This window comes from Streptomyces polyasparticus (assembly GCF_014493765.1).
Taxonomy (GTDB): domain Bacteria; phylum Actinomycetota; class Actinomycetes; order Streptomycetales; family Streptomycetaceae; genus Streptomyces; species Streptomyces polyasparticus.
In genome coordinates, this window is the sequence record NZ_JACTVJ010000032.1 from 1 (window position 1) to 19,975 (window position 19,975).

Annotated in this window: 12 protein-coding genes; 5 read left to right on the forward strand and 7 right to left on the reverse strand. The window is 72.2% G+C overall.

Features of this window, described 5'->3' with window-relative positions; translation table 11 throughout:
* Positions 1-298: 298 nt before the first annotated feature.
* Positions 299-796 carry a MarR family winged helix-turn-helix transcriptional regulator gene (locus tag H9Y04_RS41670; RefSeq protein ID WP_187819484.1) on the reverse strand — a complete coding sequence of 166 codons (498 nt, stop codon included), beginning with the start codon at positions 794-796 and terminating at the stop codon, positions 299-301.
* Between the two features lie 143 nt (positions 797-939).
* On the opposite strand from H9Y04_RS41670, the gene H9Y04_RS41675 reads away from it, so the two are divergent.
* On the forward strand, positions 940-2,226 hold the full coding sequence (locus H9Y04_RS41675; RefSeq protein ID WP_187819525.1) for an MDR family MFS transporter: 1,287 nt from the start codon (positions 940-942) through the stop codon (positions 2,224-2,226).
* An 11-nt stretch (positions 2,227-2,237) separates the two neighbouring features.
* Here H9Y04_RS41675 and H9Y04_RS41680 read toward each other — a convergent pair whose 3' ends face one another.
* The 3 genes from H9Y04_RS41680 to H9Y04_RS41690 all read right to left on the reverse strand — a co-directional run bounded on the left by H9Y04_RS41680 (position 2,238) and on the right by H9Y04_RS41690 (position 6,024).
* Positions 2,238-2,834 (reverse strand): tetratricopeptide repeat protein, encoded by a 597-nt coding sequence (locus H9Y04_RS41680; RefSeq protein ID WP_187819485.1) that lies wholly within the window; start codon positions 2,832-2,834, stop codon positions 2,238-2,240.
* A 41-nt stretch (positions 2,835-2,875) separates the two neighbouring features.
* Complete coding sequence (locus H9Y04_RS41685; RefSeq protein WP_187819526.1) at positions 2,876-4,492, reverse strand: ATP-binding SpoIIE family protein phosphatase; 1,617 nt, start codon at positions 4,490-4,492, stop codon at positions 2,876-2,878.
* A gap of 152 nt (positions 4,493-4,644) precedes the next feature.
* Positions 4,645-6,024 (reverse strand): NAD(P)/FAD-dependent oxidoreductase, encoded by a 1,380-nt coding sequence (locus H9Y04_RS41690; protein ID WP_308801949.1) that lies wholly within the window; start codon positions 6,022-6,024, stop codon positions 4,645-4,647.
* A gap of 394 nt (positions 6,025-6,418) precedes the next feature.
* Here H9Y04_RS41690 and H9Y04_RS41695 point away from each other — a divergent pair, with 394 nt between their 5' ends.
* Positions 6,419-7,213, forward strand: coding sequence for a TetR/AcrR family transcriptional regulator (locus H9Y04_RS41695; protein WP_187819487.1), 795 nt, complete (start codon positions 6,419-6,421; stop codon positions 7,211-7,213).
* 355 nt (positions 7,214-7,568) lie between these two features.
* Positions 7,569-9,461: a sigma-70 family RNA polymerase sigma factor gene (locus tag H9Y04_RS41700; RefSeq protein ID WP_187819488.1), complete on the forward strand. Its 1,893-nt coding sequence runs from the start codon at positions 7,569-7,571 to the stop codon at positions 9,459-9,461.
* 18 nt (positions 9,462-9,479) lie between these two features.
* On the opposite strand, the gene H9Y04_RS41705 is transcribed toward H9Y04_RS41700, so the two are convergent.
* The 3 genes from H9Y04_RS41705 to H9Y04_RS41715 form a co-directional block, all read right to left on the reverse strand.
* Positions 9,480-12,737: an AfsR/SARP family transcriptional regulator gene (locus H9Y04_RS41705; RefSeq protein ID WP_187819489.1), complete on the reverse strand. Its 3,258-nt coding sequence runs from the start codon at positions 12,735-12,737 to the stop codon at positions 9,480-9,482.
* Positions 12,738-12,881: 144 nt separating this feature from the next.
* Positions 12,882-14,111, reverse strand: a complete 1,230-nt coding sequence (locus tag H9Y04_RS41710; RefSeq protein ID WP_187819490.1) for an alanine--tRNA ligase-related protein — start codon at positions 14,109-14,111, stop codon at positions 12,882-12,884.
* 269 nt (positions 14,112-14,380) lie between these two features.
* Entirely contained in the window at positions 14,381-16,468 is a 2,088-nt protein-coding gene (locus H9Y04_RS41715; protein ID WP_187819491.1) for an asparagine synthase-related protein, read from the reverse strand.
* A 706-nt stretch (positions 16,469-17,174) separates the two neighbouring features.
* On the opposite strand from H9Y04_RS41715, the gene H9Y04_RS41720 reads away from it, so the two are divergent.
* A complete protein-coding gene (locus H9Y04_RS41720) occupies positions 17,175-18,620 on the forward strand; it encodes an NsdA family TPR-like regulatory protein (RefSeq protein ID WP_187819492.1) in 1,446 nt (481 codons plus the stop codon).
* Positions 18,621-18,693: 73 nt separating this feature from the next.
* Positions 18,694-19,950 carry an L-2-hydroxyglutarate dehydrogenase gene (gene lhgD, locus H9Y04_RS41725; RefSeq protein ID WP_308801952.1) on the forward strand — a complete coding sequence of 419 codons (1,257 nt, stop codon included), beginning with the start codon at positions 18,694-18,696 and terminating at the stop codon, positions 19,948-19,950.
* The last annotated feature ends 25 nt before the right edge of the window (positions 19,951-19,975 follow it).

Here is a 19,975-nt window from a genome sequence, read left to right on the forward strand (position 1 = left end):
TCGACTCTATCAGATCCTTTCGGGCCTGACTCCCGGTCAACTCGGGTTGTCTTTGCGGCTGTTGGGCCGTTCCGACGTCCAGAACCTTAGCGGATTCTCCGGCCGGCTCCTAATCGAGCCGTTCGGTCTCCGTGAATTGAATTTCGGGCGCACGAAAGCGCACGTAATTCGATCCCCAGAGGAATCGTGCGTTGGTTGTGGTGTGCCGCTGTGAGCGGCGAGAGTGGCCGCCGCAGAACCGTTCCGGCTCCGTGGCAACCCGAAGAACCTTACGGATCCAACGGGCCTGTGTCAACCCTCAGCTCTCGACCCTGTGAAGCAGCCTGGTCAGCAGCTCACCCAGGACGCCGCGCTCCTTCGTGGAGAGGTCCTGGAGCAGGTCCTCCTCGAAGGTCGTCGCCAGCTCCATCGCGTCCAGCCACTTCTGGCGGCCGACGTCGGTGAGGCCGACGATCACGCGTACGCGATTGGCTTCGTCCCTGTCACGGGTAACCAGACCTTCCGCGACCATGCGGTCGATGCGGTGGGTCATCGCGGCGGGCGTGAGGCCGAGCTGCTTGGCCAGGTCGCCGGGGCCCATGCGGTAGGGCTGGCCGGCCAGGACCAGGGCCTTGAGGACCTCCCACTCGGCGTTGCTGATGCCGAGGGTGGCGGTCTGCCTGCCGTAGGCCACGTTCATGCGCCGGTTCAGGCGGCCGAGCGCCGAGACGATCTGCTCGACCTGGGGGTCGAGATCGGCGAACTCGCGCTGGTACGCGGCGATCTGTTCGTCGAGCGACGGCTCGTTCTCAGGCATGCCTCGGAGTATGGCACGACCTCACTTTGCACTTAAGGCCTTCGATGTTTACTCTTTAGCTCTTAAGTTTAGCTTCGAAGTCTTCGGGACTAAGGTCCCGAGGGCTTCACTCGTATGAAGGCAGGTGAGAAGTGACCCAGGCGATGGGTGCCGCGATGCGGCGGATCCACGTGGGCAACGCGCTCAGCGCGTTCGGCCTCGGCTTCACCGTTCCGTTCCTCTACGTCTATGTGGCGCAGGTACGGGAGCTCGGTGCGACGACGGCGGGTCTCGTGCTCGCCGTCTTCGCGGTCGCCGCCCTTGTGGTGCTGCCCTTCACGGGGCGTGCGGTCGACCGGCGCGGCCCGCTGCCGGTGCTGATGGCGGCGCTGGTGACGGCCTCCGTCGGTGCCATGAGCCTGGGTCTGTCCACCAGTCCGCAGCTGGTCATCGCGTCCGCGGCGCTGCTCGGTGCGGGCCAGGCCGTGATGCAGCCCGCGCTCGCCACGATGATCGTGGAGTGCTCCACCGCCGAGACCCGTACGCGGGCCTTCGCCACGCAGTTCTTCCTGCAGAACCTCGGCCTCGGCGTCGGTGGCCTGATCGGCGGCCAGATCGTCAAGCACGAGCGGCCGAGCGACTTCACGCTGCTCTTCGCCATCGAGGCGTCGATGTTCCTGCTGCTCGTGGTCGTGATGGCGACCGTGAAGCTGCCCCGGCAGCCGCGGATCGCGGATGCGCTGCCGCAGGCCAAGGGCGGGATGCGGCAGCTGTTCAGGCACCGCGCGATGGTGCAGCTGTGTGCGCTGGGCTTCGTGATGTTCTTCGCCTGCTACGGACAGTTCGAGTCCGGACTTTCGGCATACGGAGTCGAGGCCGCCGGGATCTCGCCGGCCACGCTCGGCTACGCGCTGGCCGCCAACACCGGCGCGATCGTCGTCGCCCAGTTCGTGGTCCTGAAGTTCGTCGAGCGGCGCAAGCGGTCCAAGGTGATCGCCTCGGTGGGTCTGATCTGGGTCGTCGCGTGGATCTTCGCGGGGTACGCGGGTCTCGGGCACGGCAGCCAGGCGATGGCGACCGCGGCGTTCATCTCCACGTACGCGCTCTTCGGACTCGGTGAGGCGATGCTGTCGCCGACCGTGGCGCCGCTGGTCGCGGACCTCGCGCCGGACGGCATGGTCGGTCAGTACAACTCGGCGTTCGCGCTGGTCAAGCAGCTGGCCCTGGCGGTCGGGCCGGCGATCGGCGGGCCGATGGGTGCGCAGCTGCACGCCCCGTACATCCTGACGTTCATCGTCTTCTCGCTCGGCATCACGCTGCTCGCCGTGAAGCTCGGCAAGCAGCTGACGCCGCAGCAGAACAATCCGTGGGCGTTCCGGCAGGCAGCCGCGAAGGCCCGGGCCGAGGATGAGGTCCCGGTCGCGCGTGCGGAGGAGGTCGTCGCCGCCTGACTTCTGCCTTCCTACGAGACGGACTGGCCCGCCTTTGCGGCGGCCAGTCCGTCTTCTGCTTTGCGGGCGAGGGCGCCGGCGGTCGGTTCCTTGCTGGCGCGGGCGAGGGCGAGGAGCTCCTCGGATTCGGCCGCGGCCTCCTCGTAACGCTCCAGGCGGTTGAGGGTGTGGGCGCGGTCGGCGCGGAGCTTCAGGGTGAGCGGGTGCTCGGTGCCGTGGATGCGCACGTAGAAGGGGAGCAGTTCGTCCTGGCGGCGCAGGGCCTCGGCGGGGTCGCCCTGTTCGCGTACGGCCAGGGCGCACAGGGCGAGGGCCGCGAGCGCGAGCTGGTCGTCGGGGCGGTGGGCGCGGTGGGCGGCCAGGTCGTGGGCCTCGGTCTCGGCGTCCGCGTACCGGCCCTGGGCGTGGAGGGCCGTGGCCAGGACGATCCGAGCCGTCGCCGAGAGGTGGTGGGCGGGGCCGAGTGCCTTGTCGGATACGGCGATGGCCTGCCGTATCAGCGACTCGGCCTCCGCCGGGTGCTCCTCATGGAGGAGGGTCTGCGCTTGGCGGATGCCGCGCTGGACGCCGGCGGTCTCGGGCGAGGTGAGGCGGTCGAGGAAACCCATGCGGGGAGGCTATGCCTGTATCCCGTACGAGCGGCACCCCTTCAGCCCCTGCTGGGCTCCTTCAGAACGAACTCGCACCACACCGCCTTGCCCCCGCCAGGCGTGCGGCGGGAGCCCCAGCTCGTGGCGATCGTGGCGATGATGGCGATGCCGCGGCCCGCCTCGTCGGCCGGGGCCGCCTGGCGGCGCAGCGGAAGGTGGTCGTCGCCGTCGGTGACCTCGATGATCAGGCGGCGGTCGGTGCGGCGCAGGCGCAGGCGCATCGGCGGGGTGCCGTGCTGCAGGGAGTTGGCGACGAGTTCGCTGGCGGCGAGGACGCCCAGCTCGCAGAGCTCGGGCGGGAAGCGCCAGCTCGCGAGGACTCCGGTGGCGAACGCGCGGGCGCGCGGCGCCGCTTCGACGCCGCCGAGGAGGTCGAGCGAGGCGCCGCGGAAGAGTTCGGCGTCGCTGCCGGTGTGTTCCGGGTTCTGGAGGACCAGGAGCGCCACGTCGTCGTCGTGGTCCGCGGTGACGTTGAGGGCGCGCAGGAGGCGGTCGCAGATGACCTGGGGGGTGCCGGTGGCGCCGGCGAGCGCGCGTTCGAGCAGGTCGACGCCGTGGTCGATGTCCTCGCTGCGGCGTTCGACCAGGCCGTCGGTGTAGAGGACGGCGGTGGATCCGGGCGGGAAGTCCAGCGTGCCGGAGGCGTGCATCCAGCCGCCGGTGCCGAGCGGGGGTCCGGTGGGTTCGTCCGCCCGGTGCAGCGCGCCGAGCTCGTCCCGTACGAGGATCGGCAGGTGGCCCGCGGAGGCGTAGGTGAGCTTGGCCTCGTGGGGGTCGTGGATCGCGTAGACCATCGTGGCGATCTGGCTGGCATCGATGTCCGAGGCCAGACCGTCCAGGAGCTGGAGCACCTCGTGCGGGGGCAGGTCGAGGCGGGCGTACGCGCGCACGGCGGTGCGGAGCTGGCCCATGACCGCGGCCGCGCGGACCCCGCGGCCCATCACGTCGCCGATGACAAGGGCGGTGCGGCCGCCGCCGAGGGTGATCACGTCGTACCAGTCGCCGCCGACCGCCGCGTCCGCGCCGCCGGGCTGATACGTGGCGGCGATGCGCAGGTCGTCGGGCTGTTCCAACTTCTGCGGCAGCAGGGACCGTTGGAGCGTCACGGCGGCTTCGCGGTGGCGGCGCTCGCTGGCGCGCAGCCGCTCGGCGGCGTCCGCATGGTCGGTGACATCGGCGGCGAAGACGAGCACGCCGCCGCCCTCGGAGGTCGTGAGCGGGGTGCAGGTGAAGGTGTACGAGCGCCCGGAGGCCACCTTGCGGGACTTCACCGTGCGCGGCTTGTCGCTGCGCAGGACCTGGTCGAGGAGAGGGAGCAGACCGAGCTCGCGCAGCTCGGGCAGGGCTTCCTCGGCCGTGGCGCCGGACGGGCGCGGACCAAAGGCGGCCACGTACGCCTCATTGACGTACGCGATGCGGTGCTCGGGGCCGTGCACCAGGACCACGAGGCCGGTGATGCGGTCGAGGATCTCGCGTACCGGCAGATCCTCCACGTCGGGGGTCGGCGCATCGCAGCCGTGCTCGGCTCGGGCGGCGGGCACGGAACCACGGTCGGACCGCGCGGCGGCGCGGCGCTGCGTACCGGGGAGCCGGGCGCTCCAGCGCGTGAAGTTCACGAAGGGTTGCCTCATGGAGGTCGTGGTGGGCCAGGAGCCCTTGGTCGTGGGGAGCTGTGCCCCGGGGGGCGCGGCCTGTCGCTCGGTCAGTCTGGCTGACCGGACTGACATCCGTCAGACGCCGGCCTGGGGAACGGAGTTCCTCGATCCGCTCAGGACGACTCCTTCGGGGGCTTGCCTCCGGCCGCGAGTTCGAATTCCGCGCGCGGATGCTCAAGCGAGCCGAGGGAGACGATCTCGCGTTTGAACAGGCCCGACAGGGTCCACTCGGCGAGGACCCGGGCCTTGCGGTTGAAGGTCGGGACCCTGCTGAGGTGGTAGACGCGGTGCATGAACCACGCAGGGTAGCCCTTCAGCTTGCGTCCGTAGACGTGCGCGACACCCTTGTGCAGGCCGAGCGAGGCCACCGAACCGACGTATTTGTGCGCGTACTTCGTCAGCGGCTGCCCCTTGAGCGAGGCCACGATGTTGTCGCCGAGCACCTTCGCCTGGCGTACCGCGTGCTGCGCGTTGGGCGCGCACTCCTTGCCGTCTTCCGAGGTCACGTCGGGTACGGCGGCCGCGTCGCCGGCGGCCCAGGCGTGCGGGGCGCCGTCCACGGCGAGCTCGGCGGTGCACTTGAGGCGCCCGCGCTCGTTCAGCGGCAGATCCGATGCGGCCAGGATGGGATGCGGCTTGACGCCCGCGGTCCACACGAGGGTGCGTGTCGGGAAGCGCGAGCCGTCGTCGAGCACCGCGACCCGGTCCTCGCAGGAGTCGAGGCGGGTCACCAGACGGACGTCGATATTGCGCCGGCGCAGCTCGCTGACCGTGTACTTGCCCATCTCCGGGCCGACTTCCGGCAGGATCCGGTCGGAGGCCTCGACGAGGATCCACTTCATGTCCTCGGCACCGACGTTGTGGTAGTACCGCGCCGCGTAACGCGCCATGTCCTCCAGCTCGCCGAGCGCTTCGACGCCCGCGTAACCGCCTCCGACGAACACGAAGGTCAGCGCGGCGGCGCGGACGGCGGGGTCGCGGGTCGACGAGGCGATGTCCATCTGCTCGATGACGTGGTTGCGCAGACCGATGGCCTCCTCGACGGTCTTGAAGCCGATGCCGTAGTCCGCGAGACCGGGCACCGGCAGGGTGCGCGAGATCGAGCCGGGGGCGAGGACCAGTTCGTCGTACGTGATCTCGACGGGGCCCGTGCCCTCCTCGTCCGTGGCGAGGGTGGTGAGCGTGGCCTTGCGCTTGGCGTGGTCGATCGCCTTGGCCTCGCCGATGACGATGCGGCAGTGCCTTAGCACCCGGCGCAGCGGGACGACGACATGGCGCGGCGAGATGGATCCTGCGGCCGCCTCCGGCAGGAAGGGCTGATACGTCATGTACGGCTCGGGCGTGACCACCACGATCTCCGTCGTGCCGGCCTTGAGTTCGGCCACGAGCTTCTTCTGCAGACGCAGCGCGGTATAGAGGCCGACATAGCCGCCGCCGATGACGAGGATGCGCGCTTGGGGGGCGGGTGTGGTCCCGCGGGAATCAGCCGTCACCTTCCCATGAGGCACCGGCGTTGCGGGTTTGTCCACAGGCCCGGCACATTGTGTGACCGTCGGCGGCCGCCCGGGCGGCAGGCCCGCGTTGGAAAAATGCGCAGGTCAACGACGCGTCGCCACGCACCTGACAGAGGGATGAACAGGGACGGACCGGTGCGTACTCCGATCGGGGGGCCCTCCGTGCGGAACTGGCCCCTTCTGAATTGACTCCGGCTCAACTATGTTCGTGTGTCGTCGGGGTGTGGGGGGTGTACGGCTTCAGGCGCGATGCGCATGGTTCGCGGACGGTTCGCGGACGGCGCGGCGAGCAGGTTCGCGGACGGTCCGCGCACACCGACCGACAAGGCGGGGAGAGTCTCCGGGGGGAGACGTCATTACCGGGGGAACGCTTATGCACATGCGTGATTCACGTTGGGGCGCCGCATCGGCTTCGGCTGCTCCTACTACCAATTCCACTGCTTCTGCCGCGTCCGCTGTCGCGGGTGACGGGATGCTGCGGCGCGGTTCGGACGGCGGTCGTACGACACCGCTGCGGGTCGACGCCCAGCGCAATCTCGAGCACGTCCTGCGGGCGGCGCGCGAAGTGTTCGGCGAGCTGGGCTACGGCGCGCCGATGGAGGATGTGGCGCGACGGGCGCGGGTCGGTGTGGGCACCGTCTACCGGCGGTTCCCGAGCAAGGACGTGCTCGTACGGCGCATCGCCGAGGAGGAGACGGCCCGGCTGACCGACCAGGCCCGAACCGCTCTCGGCCAGGAGGACGAGCCGTGGTCGGCGCTCTCGCGCTTCCTGCGCACCTCGGTGGCCTCGGGCGCCGGGCGGCTGCTTCCGCCGCAGGTGCTCCGGGTCGGGGTGGCGGACGAGGGCGAGGAGTTCGCCGATGCCCGGGTGCCGCAGCAGCGGCAGTCGGCGGCGGGCAGCCCTGATCTGCGCCTCGTGGAACAGCGCGGGATACCCGCCGACGAGGTGGACGACTCCGGCGTCGCGGCGCTGCTCGAGGTGGTCGGCCGGCTGGTGGAGCGGGCGCGGGAGGCGGGTGAGCTGCGCCCGGACGTGACCGTCTCGGACGTGCTGCTCGTCATCGCGACCGCGGCGCCTTCGCTGCCGGATGCGGCACAGCAGGCGGCGGCTTCGGCTCGGCTGCTCGACATCCTCCTCGAAGGGCTGCGGTCGCGGCCTGGGCGGTGACAGGCCTGGGCGGTGAGGGGCGGCGGCGGGGTAAGGCGCGGTTCTGGGCGATGTGGTTCGGGTCGGGTCGGCGCGGTTCGGGTCGGCACGGTTCGGGTCGGCACGGTTCGGATCGGATCGGCGGTTTCGGGTCGGCACGGTTCGGGTCGGCGTTTTCGTCCGGGGTGCGGCTTTTCGCCAACTCCTGTGCACCACAGGCCACTTAAGGCTGCCCCGAACGGGTGAATTCCAATGATGCGCGACCGTAAGTAACCCCAGATGAGTGGTTGCTGTGCATCCGGGCTCATAGGCGATCCCTCGTATGACACTCTTTCCCGGTGTTCGGGACCGAGTGTGCATGCGGGGGCTTCGCGCGATGAGCGTTGACGGGCGGGAAGAGCCGTTCGCCGAAGGCGGTGTTCCATCGGAGGGTGGGCTGCCGTCGCGGCAGGTGCCGAGCCAGGGCGGGCCCTCGGGCCCCCGCCACAAGGCGCCCTCCGGCGAAGCGGCCGAGCCCGGTGTGCCCGCTCAGCGCGAGCCCGCGGGCTCCCTCGCCGACGATCTGCTCGCCGGTGGTGAACCACCCGTCGCCGACGCCGAGTTGATCGCCCGGATGCGGACCGGTGACGACTCCGCGTACGAGGAGCTCTACCGGCGGCACGCGGAAGCGGTGCGCCGTTACGCGCGCACGTGCTGCCGTGACGCCCACACCGCGGACGACCTCACCTCCGAGGTCTTCGCGCGCATGCTGCAGGCGGTGCGCGGCGGTTCGGGCCCCGAGCACGCCGTACGGGCGTATCTCCTGACGACCGTACGACGGGTCGCGGCGCACTGGACGAAGACGGCGAAGCGGGAGCAACTGGTCGAGGACTTCGCGGTGTTCGCCGCGCAGTCCGCCCGCTCCTCCGAGGTCTCCGACGACGACACCCTCGATCTCGGCGCCGACGTGCTCGCGATGCACGAGGCCGAGCGCTCCATGGTGATGCAGGCCTTCCGCAGCCTCTCCGAGGAGTGGCAGGCCGTCCTGTGGCACACCGAGGTCGAGGACGATCCGCTGAGCGCGGTCGCGCCGCTGTTCGGGCACACCTCCACCAACACCACCGCGCAGCTGGCCAGTCGGGCCCGTGAAGGGCTCAAGCAGGCGTATCTGCAGGCGCATGTGAGCGTGACGCTCGCGGACGACGACGAGTGCGCGCGGTACGCGGACCGGCTGGGCGCGTATGCGCGCGGGCGGCTGCGCACGCGGGCCGAGCGCGGGCTGCGCAAGCACATGGAGGAGTGCGCCAAGTGCCGGCTCGCCGCCGGGCAGATCAAGGAGCTGGCGAGCGGGATCCCCGGAGTCGTGCCGGTCGCGGTCATCGGCTGGTTCGGTGCGGCGGGCTACACGGCGAAGGTGGCCGGGCTCATCGGCGGTGGCGCGGCGGGTGCCGCGGGTGCGGGCGCCGCGGCGGCCGCCTCGGGTTCCTCCGGTGGTGCGGCCGCGGGTGGCGCGGCCGCAGGCGAGGGGCTCGGTGCCCCGGCGAAGGCCGGTATCGCGGCGGCCGTGGTGGTCGCGGCGGGTGTGGCGGTGGCGCTGGCGCTCGCGGGTGACGAGCCGAAGCCGAAGGCGGATCCGAAGCCTTCGCCGCCGCCGGTGTCGCAGCCGGTGGTGCCGCAGAAGCCGAAGCCCTCGCCTCCGCCGCCGCCCGCGCCGGAGCCGCCGGCGCCGCCGGTCGTCGCGCCGGATCCGACGCCCACGCCGACGCCGACGCCTCCCCCGGAGCCGAAGCCGACGCCCACGCCCACCCCGAAGCCGACGCCCAAGCCGACCCCGCCTCCTCCGCCGCCGCCGGCCCCGGAGGCGTACCACATCAACGAGTTGCAGTACGGGGTCTTCGGCGACGGGACCGAGCCCGAGATGCGGCTCGCGGAGTCCAGCTGGGTGTGGCAGCGGCAGGGGCTCGGGATCGCGGGGCAGCAGTTCACGCATGGGATCACCGTGCACGCGTACTCGTCGGTGGTGATCGATCTGAACCGTGAGTGCACGGCGTACGACGCCTTCGCGGGGGTGGACGACCTCACGTTCGGGCACGGGGCGGTGCGGTTCTCCGTGTTCGCGGACGGGGAGCGGATGTGGCAGTCGGGGGTGGTGCGCGGGGGTGAGCCCGCGGTGCCCGTGCATGTGGATCTGACCGGGCGGAAGACGCTGCGGCTTGTCGTCGAGCCGCACTCCGTGGTGGATTCGCCGGCGTTGGTGGACTGGGCGCAGTCGCGGATCAGCTGCCGGTAGCTGTGCGGTTCGGCTGGATCAGTGCAGTAGCCCCAGCACGTCCTCCGGTGTCAGCCCCGCGCCCGCCGACCATTCCCGTTCGTACGTCTCGTCGCCCAGCCGGTCCCTGAGGCGGGTGCGGACCTGGAGGAGCTCCGTGTGATCCGGGTCCGGGGTCGGGAGGTTGCCGCGCCAGTGGGCCGCTGCCGAGAGGATGCGGGGTGCGCGGGGGTCGTCCAGGTCGGCCAGGGAGGTGGCCGCCGCTTCGGCGAGCAAGGCCAGGACCGGCTCCGCGCACTTGTCCCGCAGCGCCCCCCGCAGGCCCTCGACCGCCTTCGGCAACGCGGCGGCCGGGCCCGACTCCAGCGCAGTGATCTTCGCGTCGGCGTGTGCCACACCCGCGTCGAACTGCGGTGGGGGCGTCGCGCGCGCAGCCCAGTCGATGCTCGCCTGCCATGCGGAGCGCGCCAGTTCGACGTTCCCCTCGGCGAGGGCCACGTATGCGGAGAGCAGCCGTACGAACGCACGCGTGTCCAGGACGCCGTAGCGCTCGCCCTCCGCGTCGGACTCGGCGATCGCCCGCCGTGCGAGCGGCAGATCGCCCGCGCGGTACGCGATCTCGGCGAGCCGGGCGATCAGGAGCGGCGCCTCGGAGTAGACGCCCATCTCGTACGCGAGGTGCAGGCCCTCCTCGTACTCCGCCTGCGCCTCGGCGAACCGGCCGCGGGCCATCGCGGCCTCGCCCACCGCCGTGCACACATGGGCCTTGAGCCAGCGGTCGCCGACCTGGCGGGAAAGGCGGCGCAGCTGCACCAGGTCCTCGTCCACGGTGCCGAGGCCGCCGCGGGTGTCGACGGCGACATGGGCGCGGAACAGCAAGGCGACGCAGACCTCCCAGGGACCGCCGTATCTGCGGCAGGCCTCGGTGGCCGTCTCCATCGCCTCGCGGCCGCCGCCCGTGCCGTCGAGCACGAAGCCGGCGAACGGCCACAGGAGTCCGGGGAACGTGGCGGACTGCGGGATCGAGCGCCCGAACACCTCGCGCAGCAGGGCGAGTTCGGCCCGTGCCTGCGGCTCGTCGAGTGGCTGGCCCGGCACCGAGTCCGACAGCAGGAACAGCTGGAGCAGACGTACCTTCATGCGCGGCCAGTACCGCGGGTCCGCCTCGGCCTCGGGGCCGAGCGGGCGGCCGTCGGGGCCGGTGGGGTCCACGCCCATGGCCAGGGCGCGGGCGCCCCAATCGGCGCCCTCGGAGCGATAGTTGCGCAGGGACCAGAACCAGCCCATGGCGAGGCACAGATCGAGTGCCGTCTGCTCGTCACCGGTGGTGAGAGCGTGCTGCAGTACGGCGCGGAGGTTGTCCAGGTCCCGTTCCACCCGGTCGATCCAGGGCAGTTGCTCCGCGGTGCGCAGCAGCGGATCCGCCTGCTGCATCAGGCCGAGGAAGTGGTCCGTGTGCCGCTTGCGGGCCCCCGCGAGGACCGCCGGTTCCTCCGCGGCGCGCTCCGTGGCGTACTCGTGGATGGTCTCGAGCATGCGGTAACGCATCCCGCCGGGTGAGGGCGCGGCCACGACCAGGGACTTGTCGACGAGCGCGCCGAGCAGGAACGCCGCGTCCCCGCCGCACACCGCCTCGGCCGCCGGCAGGTCCCAGCCGCCCGCGAACACGGAGACCTCGCGCAGGAACGTGCGCTCCTGCGCGTCGAGCAGTTCCCAGGACCAGTCGACCACCGCGCGCAGGGTCTGCTGGCGGGGCAGGACCGTACGGCTTCCCGAGGTGAGCAGCCGGAAGCGGTCGTCGAGGCGGTCGGCGATCTGGCGCGGGGTGAGCAACCGCAGCCGGGCGGCGGCCAGTTCGATCGCGAGCGGGAGGCCGTCGAGCCGGGTGCAGATCTCCGCGACGGCCGCGCGCTCCCGCTCCGGGTCGAAGCCGGGGCGCACGGCGGCGGCCCGCTCGGCGAAGAGGCGGTGCGCGGGCTCTTCGGGGAGCGGCTCGACCGGCCGTACGGACTCGCCGGGCACGCCGAGCGGCTCACGGCTGGTGGCGAGGATCCGCAGCTTCGGGCAGTGGGTGAGGAGGGTCTCGGCGAGGCGGGCGGCCGCGTCGACGACGTGCTCGCAGTTGTCGAGGATCAGGAGCAGCTCGCGGTCCGCGCAGAACTCGGTGAGCAGTTCGACCGGGTCGTCGTGCGTGACGGAGAGGTCGCTGGTGCGGAGCACTGTGTCGCGCAGGCCCAGAGCGCTGACCACCGCGCCGGGTACCGCTTCGGGGTGGTCGAGCGGGGCGAGCTCGGCGAGCCAGGCCGGGGCGGGGTGCCCGGCCGCCGTCTCCTCCGCGAGACGGGTCTTTCCGGAGCCGCCGGGGCCGGTGAGCGTGACGAGGCGGGCCTGGCTCAAGTCCGCGTGGAGCGCGGCGAGTTCGGGCTCGCGGCCGACGAAGGAGGTCAGGCGGGGGCGGAGGTTGCCGGTGGGGCGGTGTGGGGGGTCGGGTCTGGGGGTGGGCTCAGGTGGGGGTGGAGGTGCGTGCGTGGGTGCGGGTGCGTGCGTGTGCGCGGGTGCGGGTGCGTGCGTGGGTGCGGGTGCCGGCGTCAGCAACTTCGTGTGCAGTGCCTGCAGTTCGGGGCCCGGGTCGGTGCCGAGGCCCTCGGCCAGGGTGCGGCGCACGTCCTCGTACGCGGCGAGCGCGTCCGCGCCCCGGCCCGCGTCGCGCAGGGCGCGGATCAGCTGCGCGTGCAGCGGCTCGTCGTACGGGTGCACGCCGATGAGCTCCCGTACTTCCGGTACGAGCTCACGGCCGCGCCCTAGCCGCAGATCGGCCTCGATCCTGGCCCGCGTCGCCTCCAGGCGCTGCGCCTCGGGGCGCGCGGCGGCGGTGCGGTCGGGGAGGTCGGCGAGTGCGGGGCCGCGCCAGAGGGTGAGGGCCTCGCGCAGGGTGCTTGCCGCTGTGGCTGGGTCATCGTGGTCCAGGGCTGACTGCCCGTCCTGTACGAGGAGTTCGAAGCGGTGGAGGTCGATGTCGGAGGGGTCGGCGGTGAGGCGGTAGCCGCCGGGGGTGGAGGCGATGGCGTCCTTGCCGAGGGTTCGGCGGAGGCGGCCGATGAGGGCCTGGAGGGCGGCGGGGGCGTCTTGGGGTGGGTCTTCGGCCCAGACGTCGTCGATCAGTGCGTCCACGTCGGCGGTTTGTCCTGCGCGCAGGGCGAGGGCTGCGAGGAGGGCGCGCAGGCGGGCGCCGCCCAAGGGGACGGGTACGCCTTCGTCGTCTGTTGCCTCGGTGATGCCCAGGATTCTGTACCGCACTTGGTCATTGTGGACCGGGGTCGGGTGCGGGTGGGTGGGGGTGGGCCGCCGTTGCGCCTGCGGCGGGCTTCCTCCCCCACCCCGCCCCTTCCCGAAACCGGGGCTTCGCCCCGGGCCCCGCATCCGAACTTCGTTCGGATCTGCTCAAACGCCGCAGGGGCTGGAGTTGCCGGACCGGCCGAGAGTGCCCATCAGCTCCCGCGGAAGCCCATGCGTGTCATGCAGGTAGTCGTAGTCGTCCTCCGTCAGGGGGCGGTTCCGGTACTCCGGGCGCGAGAGGACCTTGTGGCCGCGGTCCAGCAAGCGGCGGAAGCGTTGTTCCTCGTTCGTGAGGACCTTGAGTACCGAGTCCGGGTCGTCCCGCAGGCCGAAGTGGGACTGGGCGTGGGAGATCAGGTCGCGGGGGAGGTCGCCGAGGGTGCGGTCGGGGTTGTCGCGCCAGAGGGTGGTGAGCGTGCGGCGGATCAGGCGGCGGGGGACGTAGCCGCGGCCGGTGTTGGAGGGGCGGGCGCCGTCTCCGTGGACCACGATCAGGGAGCGCAGGTGGTCGATGACCAGGCGGAGGGCCGGTACGTCCCCGATCTCCCAGAGCTCGGGCACCTCGCGTGTCCAGGGTTCGAAGAGGTCGGTCCCGTAGACCGAATCCGTGCCCTGCAGGACGCTCAGGAGACGTTCGAGGCCCATGCCCGTGTCCACGTTCTGCTGCCGCAGCGGGGTGAGGCTTCCGTCCTCGTGGCGGCGGTAGCGCATCATCACGTGGTTCCAGACCTCGACCCAGCGGGGATCGGTGGTGGGGGTTCCCCGCGGTGGGGTGTCGCCGGTCCAGACGAACAGCTCCGAGTCGGGGCCGCAGGGACCGGTCGGCCCGTTGGACCACCAGTTCTCCTCGCCGTGGGTCAGCTCGACCGGGAGGCCGAGCTCCTGCCACGTATCGAGGGATCCGCGGTCCACGCCGACCTGTTCGTCGCCGCCGAAGACCGTGACGTGGAGGCGGTCGCGCGGGATGCCGAAGCCGTCGTGGAGCAGTTCGTAGCCCCAGCGCAGGCTCTGCGGGCCGCCGTAGTCGCCGAGGGACCAGGAGCCGAGCATCTCGAAGACGGTGAGGTGCGTGCTGTCCCCCACCTCGTCGAGGTCGGTGGTGCGCAGACAGCGCTGGACATTGACCAGGCGCTGTCCCAGTGGGTGGGGGCGGCCCTCCAGATACGGGGTGAGGGGGTGCATTCCCGATGTCGTGAACAGGACCGGGTCGCCGGGCGGTGGGAGCAGGGTGCTGCCGGTGATCAGGTGGTGGCCGCGCTCGCGGAAGAAGCGCGTGAAGGTGGCGACGGTCTGCTCGGTGGTCGGCGGCGTGGGAAGCGGGCCGGTGGTGTTCATGGCGGGTGCCCTTTCGGGTCGGGGTGACCGGAAAGGACCGCGCGAAGAGCTGCCGCACCACGGCACGACGACGCCGGCGATCCGTTTCCGGTCGCCGGCGGGGTGAGGTCAGGAGGTCAGGCGGCGGCAACCGGCGAGCGGGGCGCTCGCGCGGCTGCGGTGTGGGTATGCGTGCGGCTGATCTCCATGTTTTCCAAGGTAACAGCGGGTGGGGAGGGCATGCTCGGGATTATTCGGCGGCCTGGCTGCCCTGGTTCACAGGCCCCGGCCTAGCGCCCGGCCCCCGCCCGCCCCAGCGCCCCGCGCTGCGGCCCGATGCCGCCCGGCACGGCGCGTGCCCGCGCCGGTGTCCCCGTCCAGCACGTGCCCCGGCGCGAGAGCAGCCGCCGCAGCCACAGCTCCACCGCGACCAGGTCCGCCAGGCCGTCCGCCGCCACGGACTCCCCCGCGGCCGCGGCCCGCAGCGCCTTCTGGACCACGCGGCCCTCCACCAGGCCCGCCTGCGCGAGCAGCGGCGTGGCGAAGAGGTCCACCAAGTCCTCGACGGCGACCCGGAGTCCGAGCTTCAGGGCGTCCGACGAAGTCGCGTACGAGGGAGCGCCCCAGCCCACCGGCAGGTCCGTGACCCCCGCGCCTTCGAGGACCGTGCGCAGGACCGCCGCCCGTGCCCCGGGCTGTATGCGCAGGGAGTCCGGGAGCGCGCGGCAGGCCCGTACGACCTGGTTGTCGAGGAACGGGGCGTGCAGGCGCTGGAAGCGGACCTCCGCGGCCTGTTCGAGGATCCTCAGGTCCGCCGCGTGCCGGGCGAGGGCCGCGCGGGCCCGCAGTTCGCCGGGGTGCTGGCCCGGCCCGGCGCCCGGACGGGTCGCCGACTGCTCCAGGCGAACCGATACTTCAGCGAGCGCCTCGCCGGTCAGCCAGCGCGCGGCGGGCCCGGGCCGCACCCAGGTGAGCGCGGCGAGCGAGGCGCCGACCGGTCCGGTGGGCTCGTCCAGGACGCCGGCTCGCAGCCGCAGTGCCCCTTCCTCGATGCCGGAGCGGTAGGACGTACGGGCGAGGCGGCGGGCCGCTCCGTACACCTTGGCGGGGACGAGCACGGAGCTCATCGACCCTTCCGTACGCGCCAACGCGGCGACCGGGCGGACGAGATGACGCCGGCGGCGGTCCATGAGGAGGTCGGCGAGGCGGGCCGGGTGGGCGTCGAGCACCTGGCGTGCGCCGTAGCCGGAGAGGTGGTCCGCGCTGCCGGCCGCGAGGCGGAGGCGGTGCCGGGCGGCCGTGACCAGGGACGGGCCCGGTTCGTCGGTGAGCGGGCCCTCCAAGTCGGCGTAGGGCAGGGCCTCTTCGCCGGCCGGGACCACGACGTGGTGCAGGCGGGGGTTGGTGGCGAGGGCGCCCGCGCGGCCGAGTTCGGCCTCCTGGCGGCCCGCGGTCAGGTCGTTGAAGGTGACGGCGAGCAGGCGTTCGCCCGCGCCCGTGCCGTGCCCGAGCACCGTGCCCGGCATGCCGGGCAGCCCGGCGGCGAGCAGCGCGAGCGTGCCGGACGCGGGGCCGCCGGAGAGGTCCGCGCCGATGCCTGGCACCGGCATACGGGAGGCGCGGCGCTCGGCGGGACCCATGCCGGGGACGGGACCCGGGTCGATGTCCGGTACGTGGCGTGGCGCCGAGAGCCGGGCCCGTACGGCCTCGACCAGCGCCGCGCGCACGCCGTCCACCGCGCGCGTGGCGTCCAACTCCTCGGCGGCGACGGCCAGGGAGGCCACCGGTTCGTATCCGGCGATCTCGCGTGCGCCGTCGCGCAGGATCAGCGCGTGTCCTGGCGGGATGCGCTTGACGTCCGCGTACGGAGTGGAGTCCTGGAGCGCCTCGGGGACGTCGGGGCAGGCGAGCAGGGCCGCGAGATGGCCGATGTCGAGGTGCGCCTCGATGAGGTCGGCGAGCGGCAGGGCCGCGGTGGCGTACGCGGTGCCGCCGGCCCAGGGCGTGTAGAACACCGGCCGTGCGCCCGCGAGATCACCGGCGACCATGATGCGGCGGCCGACCTGGACCACCGCCGTATAGCTGCCCGACCAGGCCGTGAGATGTCTGAGCGCACCGCCTCGCGCCGCCACCAATCCCACGCGCAGCTGCTCGTCGCTGGCGCCGCACGTGCCGAGTACGGCGATACGGGTCCGGTCGTCGGCCTTGACGATACGGACCTCGTCAGGACGCCAATCCCCCACTGCCCACAGGGGATCCGGATCGCCCCACAGGAGCTGGGAGCCCACGGGGTGCACGGTCTCACCGGCTTCGCTTCCGGCGCCCAGGGGGTCGGAAGCTCTCGCGGTGGTACAACTCCACCCCACCAACCACCGCATCGCGCCTCCACAGGCTGTGGACAACAAGGGCACCAAGTTGGGCACCATGCTGCCACGAAGGAGGCGCATCGGAGGGGGAGGCGGGCGCGCCGTTTGCGCCTCTGTGCTCCCCAGGGCCTGCCCCTGAACCTCCGCCTGCGCCCCGACGCCCGGCACGCACTCTCGGCGCACGGCGCCCCAGGACAGGTGGCTCCGCCACATGACCTGTGACGCCGCACGCCGAGAGCACGCACCGACCGCCGCTGCGCCGCGCTTCGCGCGAACGACGGAGGTTCAGGGGCAGGCCCTGGTGAGGCATCAACTGCTGGCTGGATTCAGCCATTTCGCGCGCAAGGGCGCTTATCGGGGGCAACGCGCGATCCGGGAGGCACGCTTGGCCTCCCGGACCGGTCCGCCACCCGCGGGGATGTAGGCGGCGGCGTCCCCCAGCCCACCGGTTGCCAGCGCACAGTGGGCCGACCCACGCAGCCTCATGGAAGCGCTCCCGTATCCGTCGGTGAAGAGCGCACGGACGGGCGCACGGCCACACGCCGGGAGCACACCGCAGAAAGACCGCACTCCTGTACAGACAACTTTCTCGCCATCCGGAATCCCGCCCCTTAACGCTTGGAATGCGGGGAACTACGCTGGGTTTACGAATGCCGCGCGGTTATGCCAGCAAGGGTCGGGCCGGCGCGGCAGCCGTCTGTGTGTCGAGGGGTGGCGCATGTCCAGGGAGCAACGCGGGCCGAACGAGAAACTCGGCACCGTTCTCGCCCTCGCGGGAATCAGCAATGCGGGCCTCGCCCGCCGGGTCAACGACCTCGGGTCACAACGGGGCCTGACCCTTCGCTACGACAAGACCTCGGTGGCCCGTTGGGTCTCCAAGGGCATGGTTCCGCAGGGTGCGGCCCCGCACCTGATCGCCGCGGCCATCGGCCAGAAACTCGGCAGGCCCGTGCCGCTGCACGAGATAGGCCTCGCCGACGCCGACCCGGCGCCCGAGGTGGGCCTCTCCTTCCCGCGCGACATCGGCGCCGCGGTGAAGTCGGCCACCGAGCTGTACCGGCTCGACCTCGCGGGCCGCAGGGGCACAAGTGGCGGAATCTGGCAGTCGCTTGCCGGCTCCTTCGCCGTGAGCGCCTATGCGACGCCCGCGTCGCGGTGGCTGATTACGCCCGCCGACAGCTCGGTGGAGCGTACGGCCGAGCAGGCCCGGCAGATCACCGAGTCCGCACCGGCCGGCGAGAAACCGCTGCGCGTCGGCCACAGCGACGTACAGAAGCTGCGCGAGGCGGCCCATGACGCGCGCCGCTGGGACTCCAAGTACGGGGGCGGGGACTGGCGTTCGTCGATGGTGCCCGAGTGCTTACGGGTCGAGGCGGCACCCCTGTTACTGGGGACGTACTCGGACGAAGTGGGGCGCGCCCTCTTCGGTGCGACGGCCGAACTCACGCGCCTGGCGGGCTGGATGGCCTTCGACACCGGCCAGCAGGAGGCCGCACAGCGCTACTACATCCAGGCGCTGCGCCTCGCGCGCGCCGCGGCCGACGTCCCGCTCGGCGGGTACGTCCTGGCCTCCATGTCCCTCCAGGCCACCTACCGCGGCTTCGGCGACGAGGGCGTCGACCTCGCGCAGGCCGCCCTGGAGCGCAACCGGGGCCTGGCCACCGCGCGCACCATGAGTTTCTTCCATCTCGTCGAGGCCCGCGCCCAGGCCAGGGCCGGCGACGCGCACGCGGCGGGCGGCGCGCTGAAGTCCGCCGAAGGCTGGCTGGAACGCTCCCGTGACGGTGACAACGACCCGTCCTGGCTCGGCTTCTACTCCTACGACCGGTTCGCGGCCGATGCCGCCGAGTGCTACCGCGACCTCAAGGCCCCGCGCCAGGTACGGCGGTTCACCGAGCAGGCCCTGTCCAGCCCGACGGAGGAGTTCGTCCGCTCGCACGGCCTGCGGCTCGTGGTGAGCGCGGTGGCCGAGCTGGAGTCGGGGAACCTCGACGCCTGCTGTGCTCAGGGGCTGCGGGCCGTGGAAGTCGCGGGGCGCATCTCGTCGGCGCGGACCACCGAGTACGTACGGGATCTGCTGCACCGCCTGGAGGCGCACGGGGACGAGCCGCAGGTCATCGAGTTGCGGGAGCGGGCGAGGCCGCTGCTTGTCGCGCCGGCGTGAGCGGGCCTTTCGCCCCGGGGTGTTTGAGAGCGTTGTCAGTGGCGCAGTGCACTATCGGGGTGGGACTCGGGAGGTGAGGCGCGTGGCTCTGCGCGGCCCGGCAGACGGTACGAACGTGTCGTACGACTGCGATGTGCTCGTCATCGGCGGCGGCATCGTCGGTCTGTCGACGGCGTATGCGCTGACGCGCGCCCGGCCGGGGATCCGGGTCACCGTCCTGGAGAAGGAGCCGGGCCCTGCCCGGCACCAGACGGGGCGCAACAGCGGGGTGATCCACAGCGGGATCTACTACCGGCCCGGTTCGCTCAAGGCGCGCTTCGCCGTCGAGGGTGCGGCCGAGATGGTCAAGTTCTGTGCCGAGCACGGGATTCCGCATGCCGTCGGCGGCAAGCTGATCGTCGCGACCGAGCGCTCCGAGCTGCCCCGGCTGCACGCCCTGGTGCAGCGCGGCCGGGAGAACGGGATTCCGGTCAGGGAGCTCGGCCCCAGCCAGATCACCGAGTTCGAGCCCGAGGTACGGGGGCTCGCGGGGATCCATGTGGCCACGACGGGGATCTGCGACTTCGGCGCGGTGGCGGAGCAGCTGGCCGTGTCGGCCCAGGACGCGGGGGCGGAGATCCGTTACGACGCGGAGGTCACGTACATCGACCGGCGCGCGGACCGCGGGGTCGCGGTGCGGACGGCGTCCGGGGCGGTCGTGCGCGGCCGGACCCTGGTGAACTGCGCGGGGCTGCACTGCGACCGGATCGCGCGCCTGGCGGGCGACGACCCCGGGATGCGCATCGTGCCCTTCCGCGGCGAGTACTTCGAGCTGGCCCGGCCCGAGCTGGTGCGCGGCCTGGTGTATCCCGTACCCGACCCGGCGTTCCCGTTCCTCGGTGTGCACCTCACGCGCGGGATCGACGGCGGGGTCCACGTGGGGCCCAACGCCGTCCCCGCGCTCGCCCGCGAGGGATACGACTGGTCGGTGGTACGCCCCCGGGAGCTGGCCTCGACGCTCACCTGGCCGGGCTCGTGGCGCATCGCCCGCGCCCACTGGCGCTACGGAGCGGGCGAGCTCCACCGCTCGCTCTCCCGCCCCGCCTTCACGCGTGCGGTCCGCCGCCTGCTGCCCGCGGTCACGGAGTCCGACCTGATCCCGGCCCCGTCGGGCGTCCGCGCCCAGGCGGTCCTGCGCGACGGCACCCTCGCGGACGACTTCCTCTTCGTCGAGGCCGCCCGCACCGTCCACGTCCTGAACGCCCCGTCCCCGGCGGCGACGGCTTCGCTGCCGATTGGGCGGGAGGTGGCGGGGCGGGTGCTGGCCCACCTCAGCCCCTCCGGCGCTTGAGGAGATCCGAGCGAAGCTCGGATGC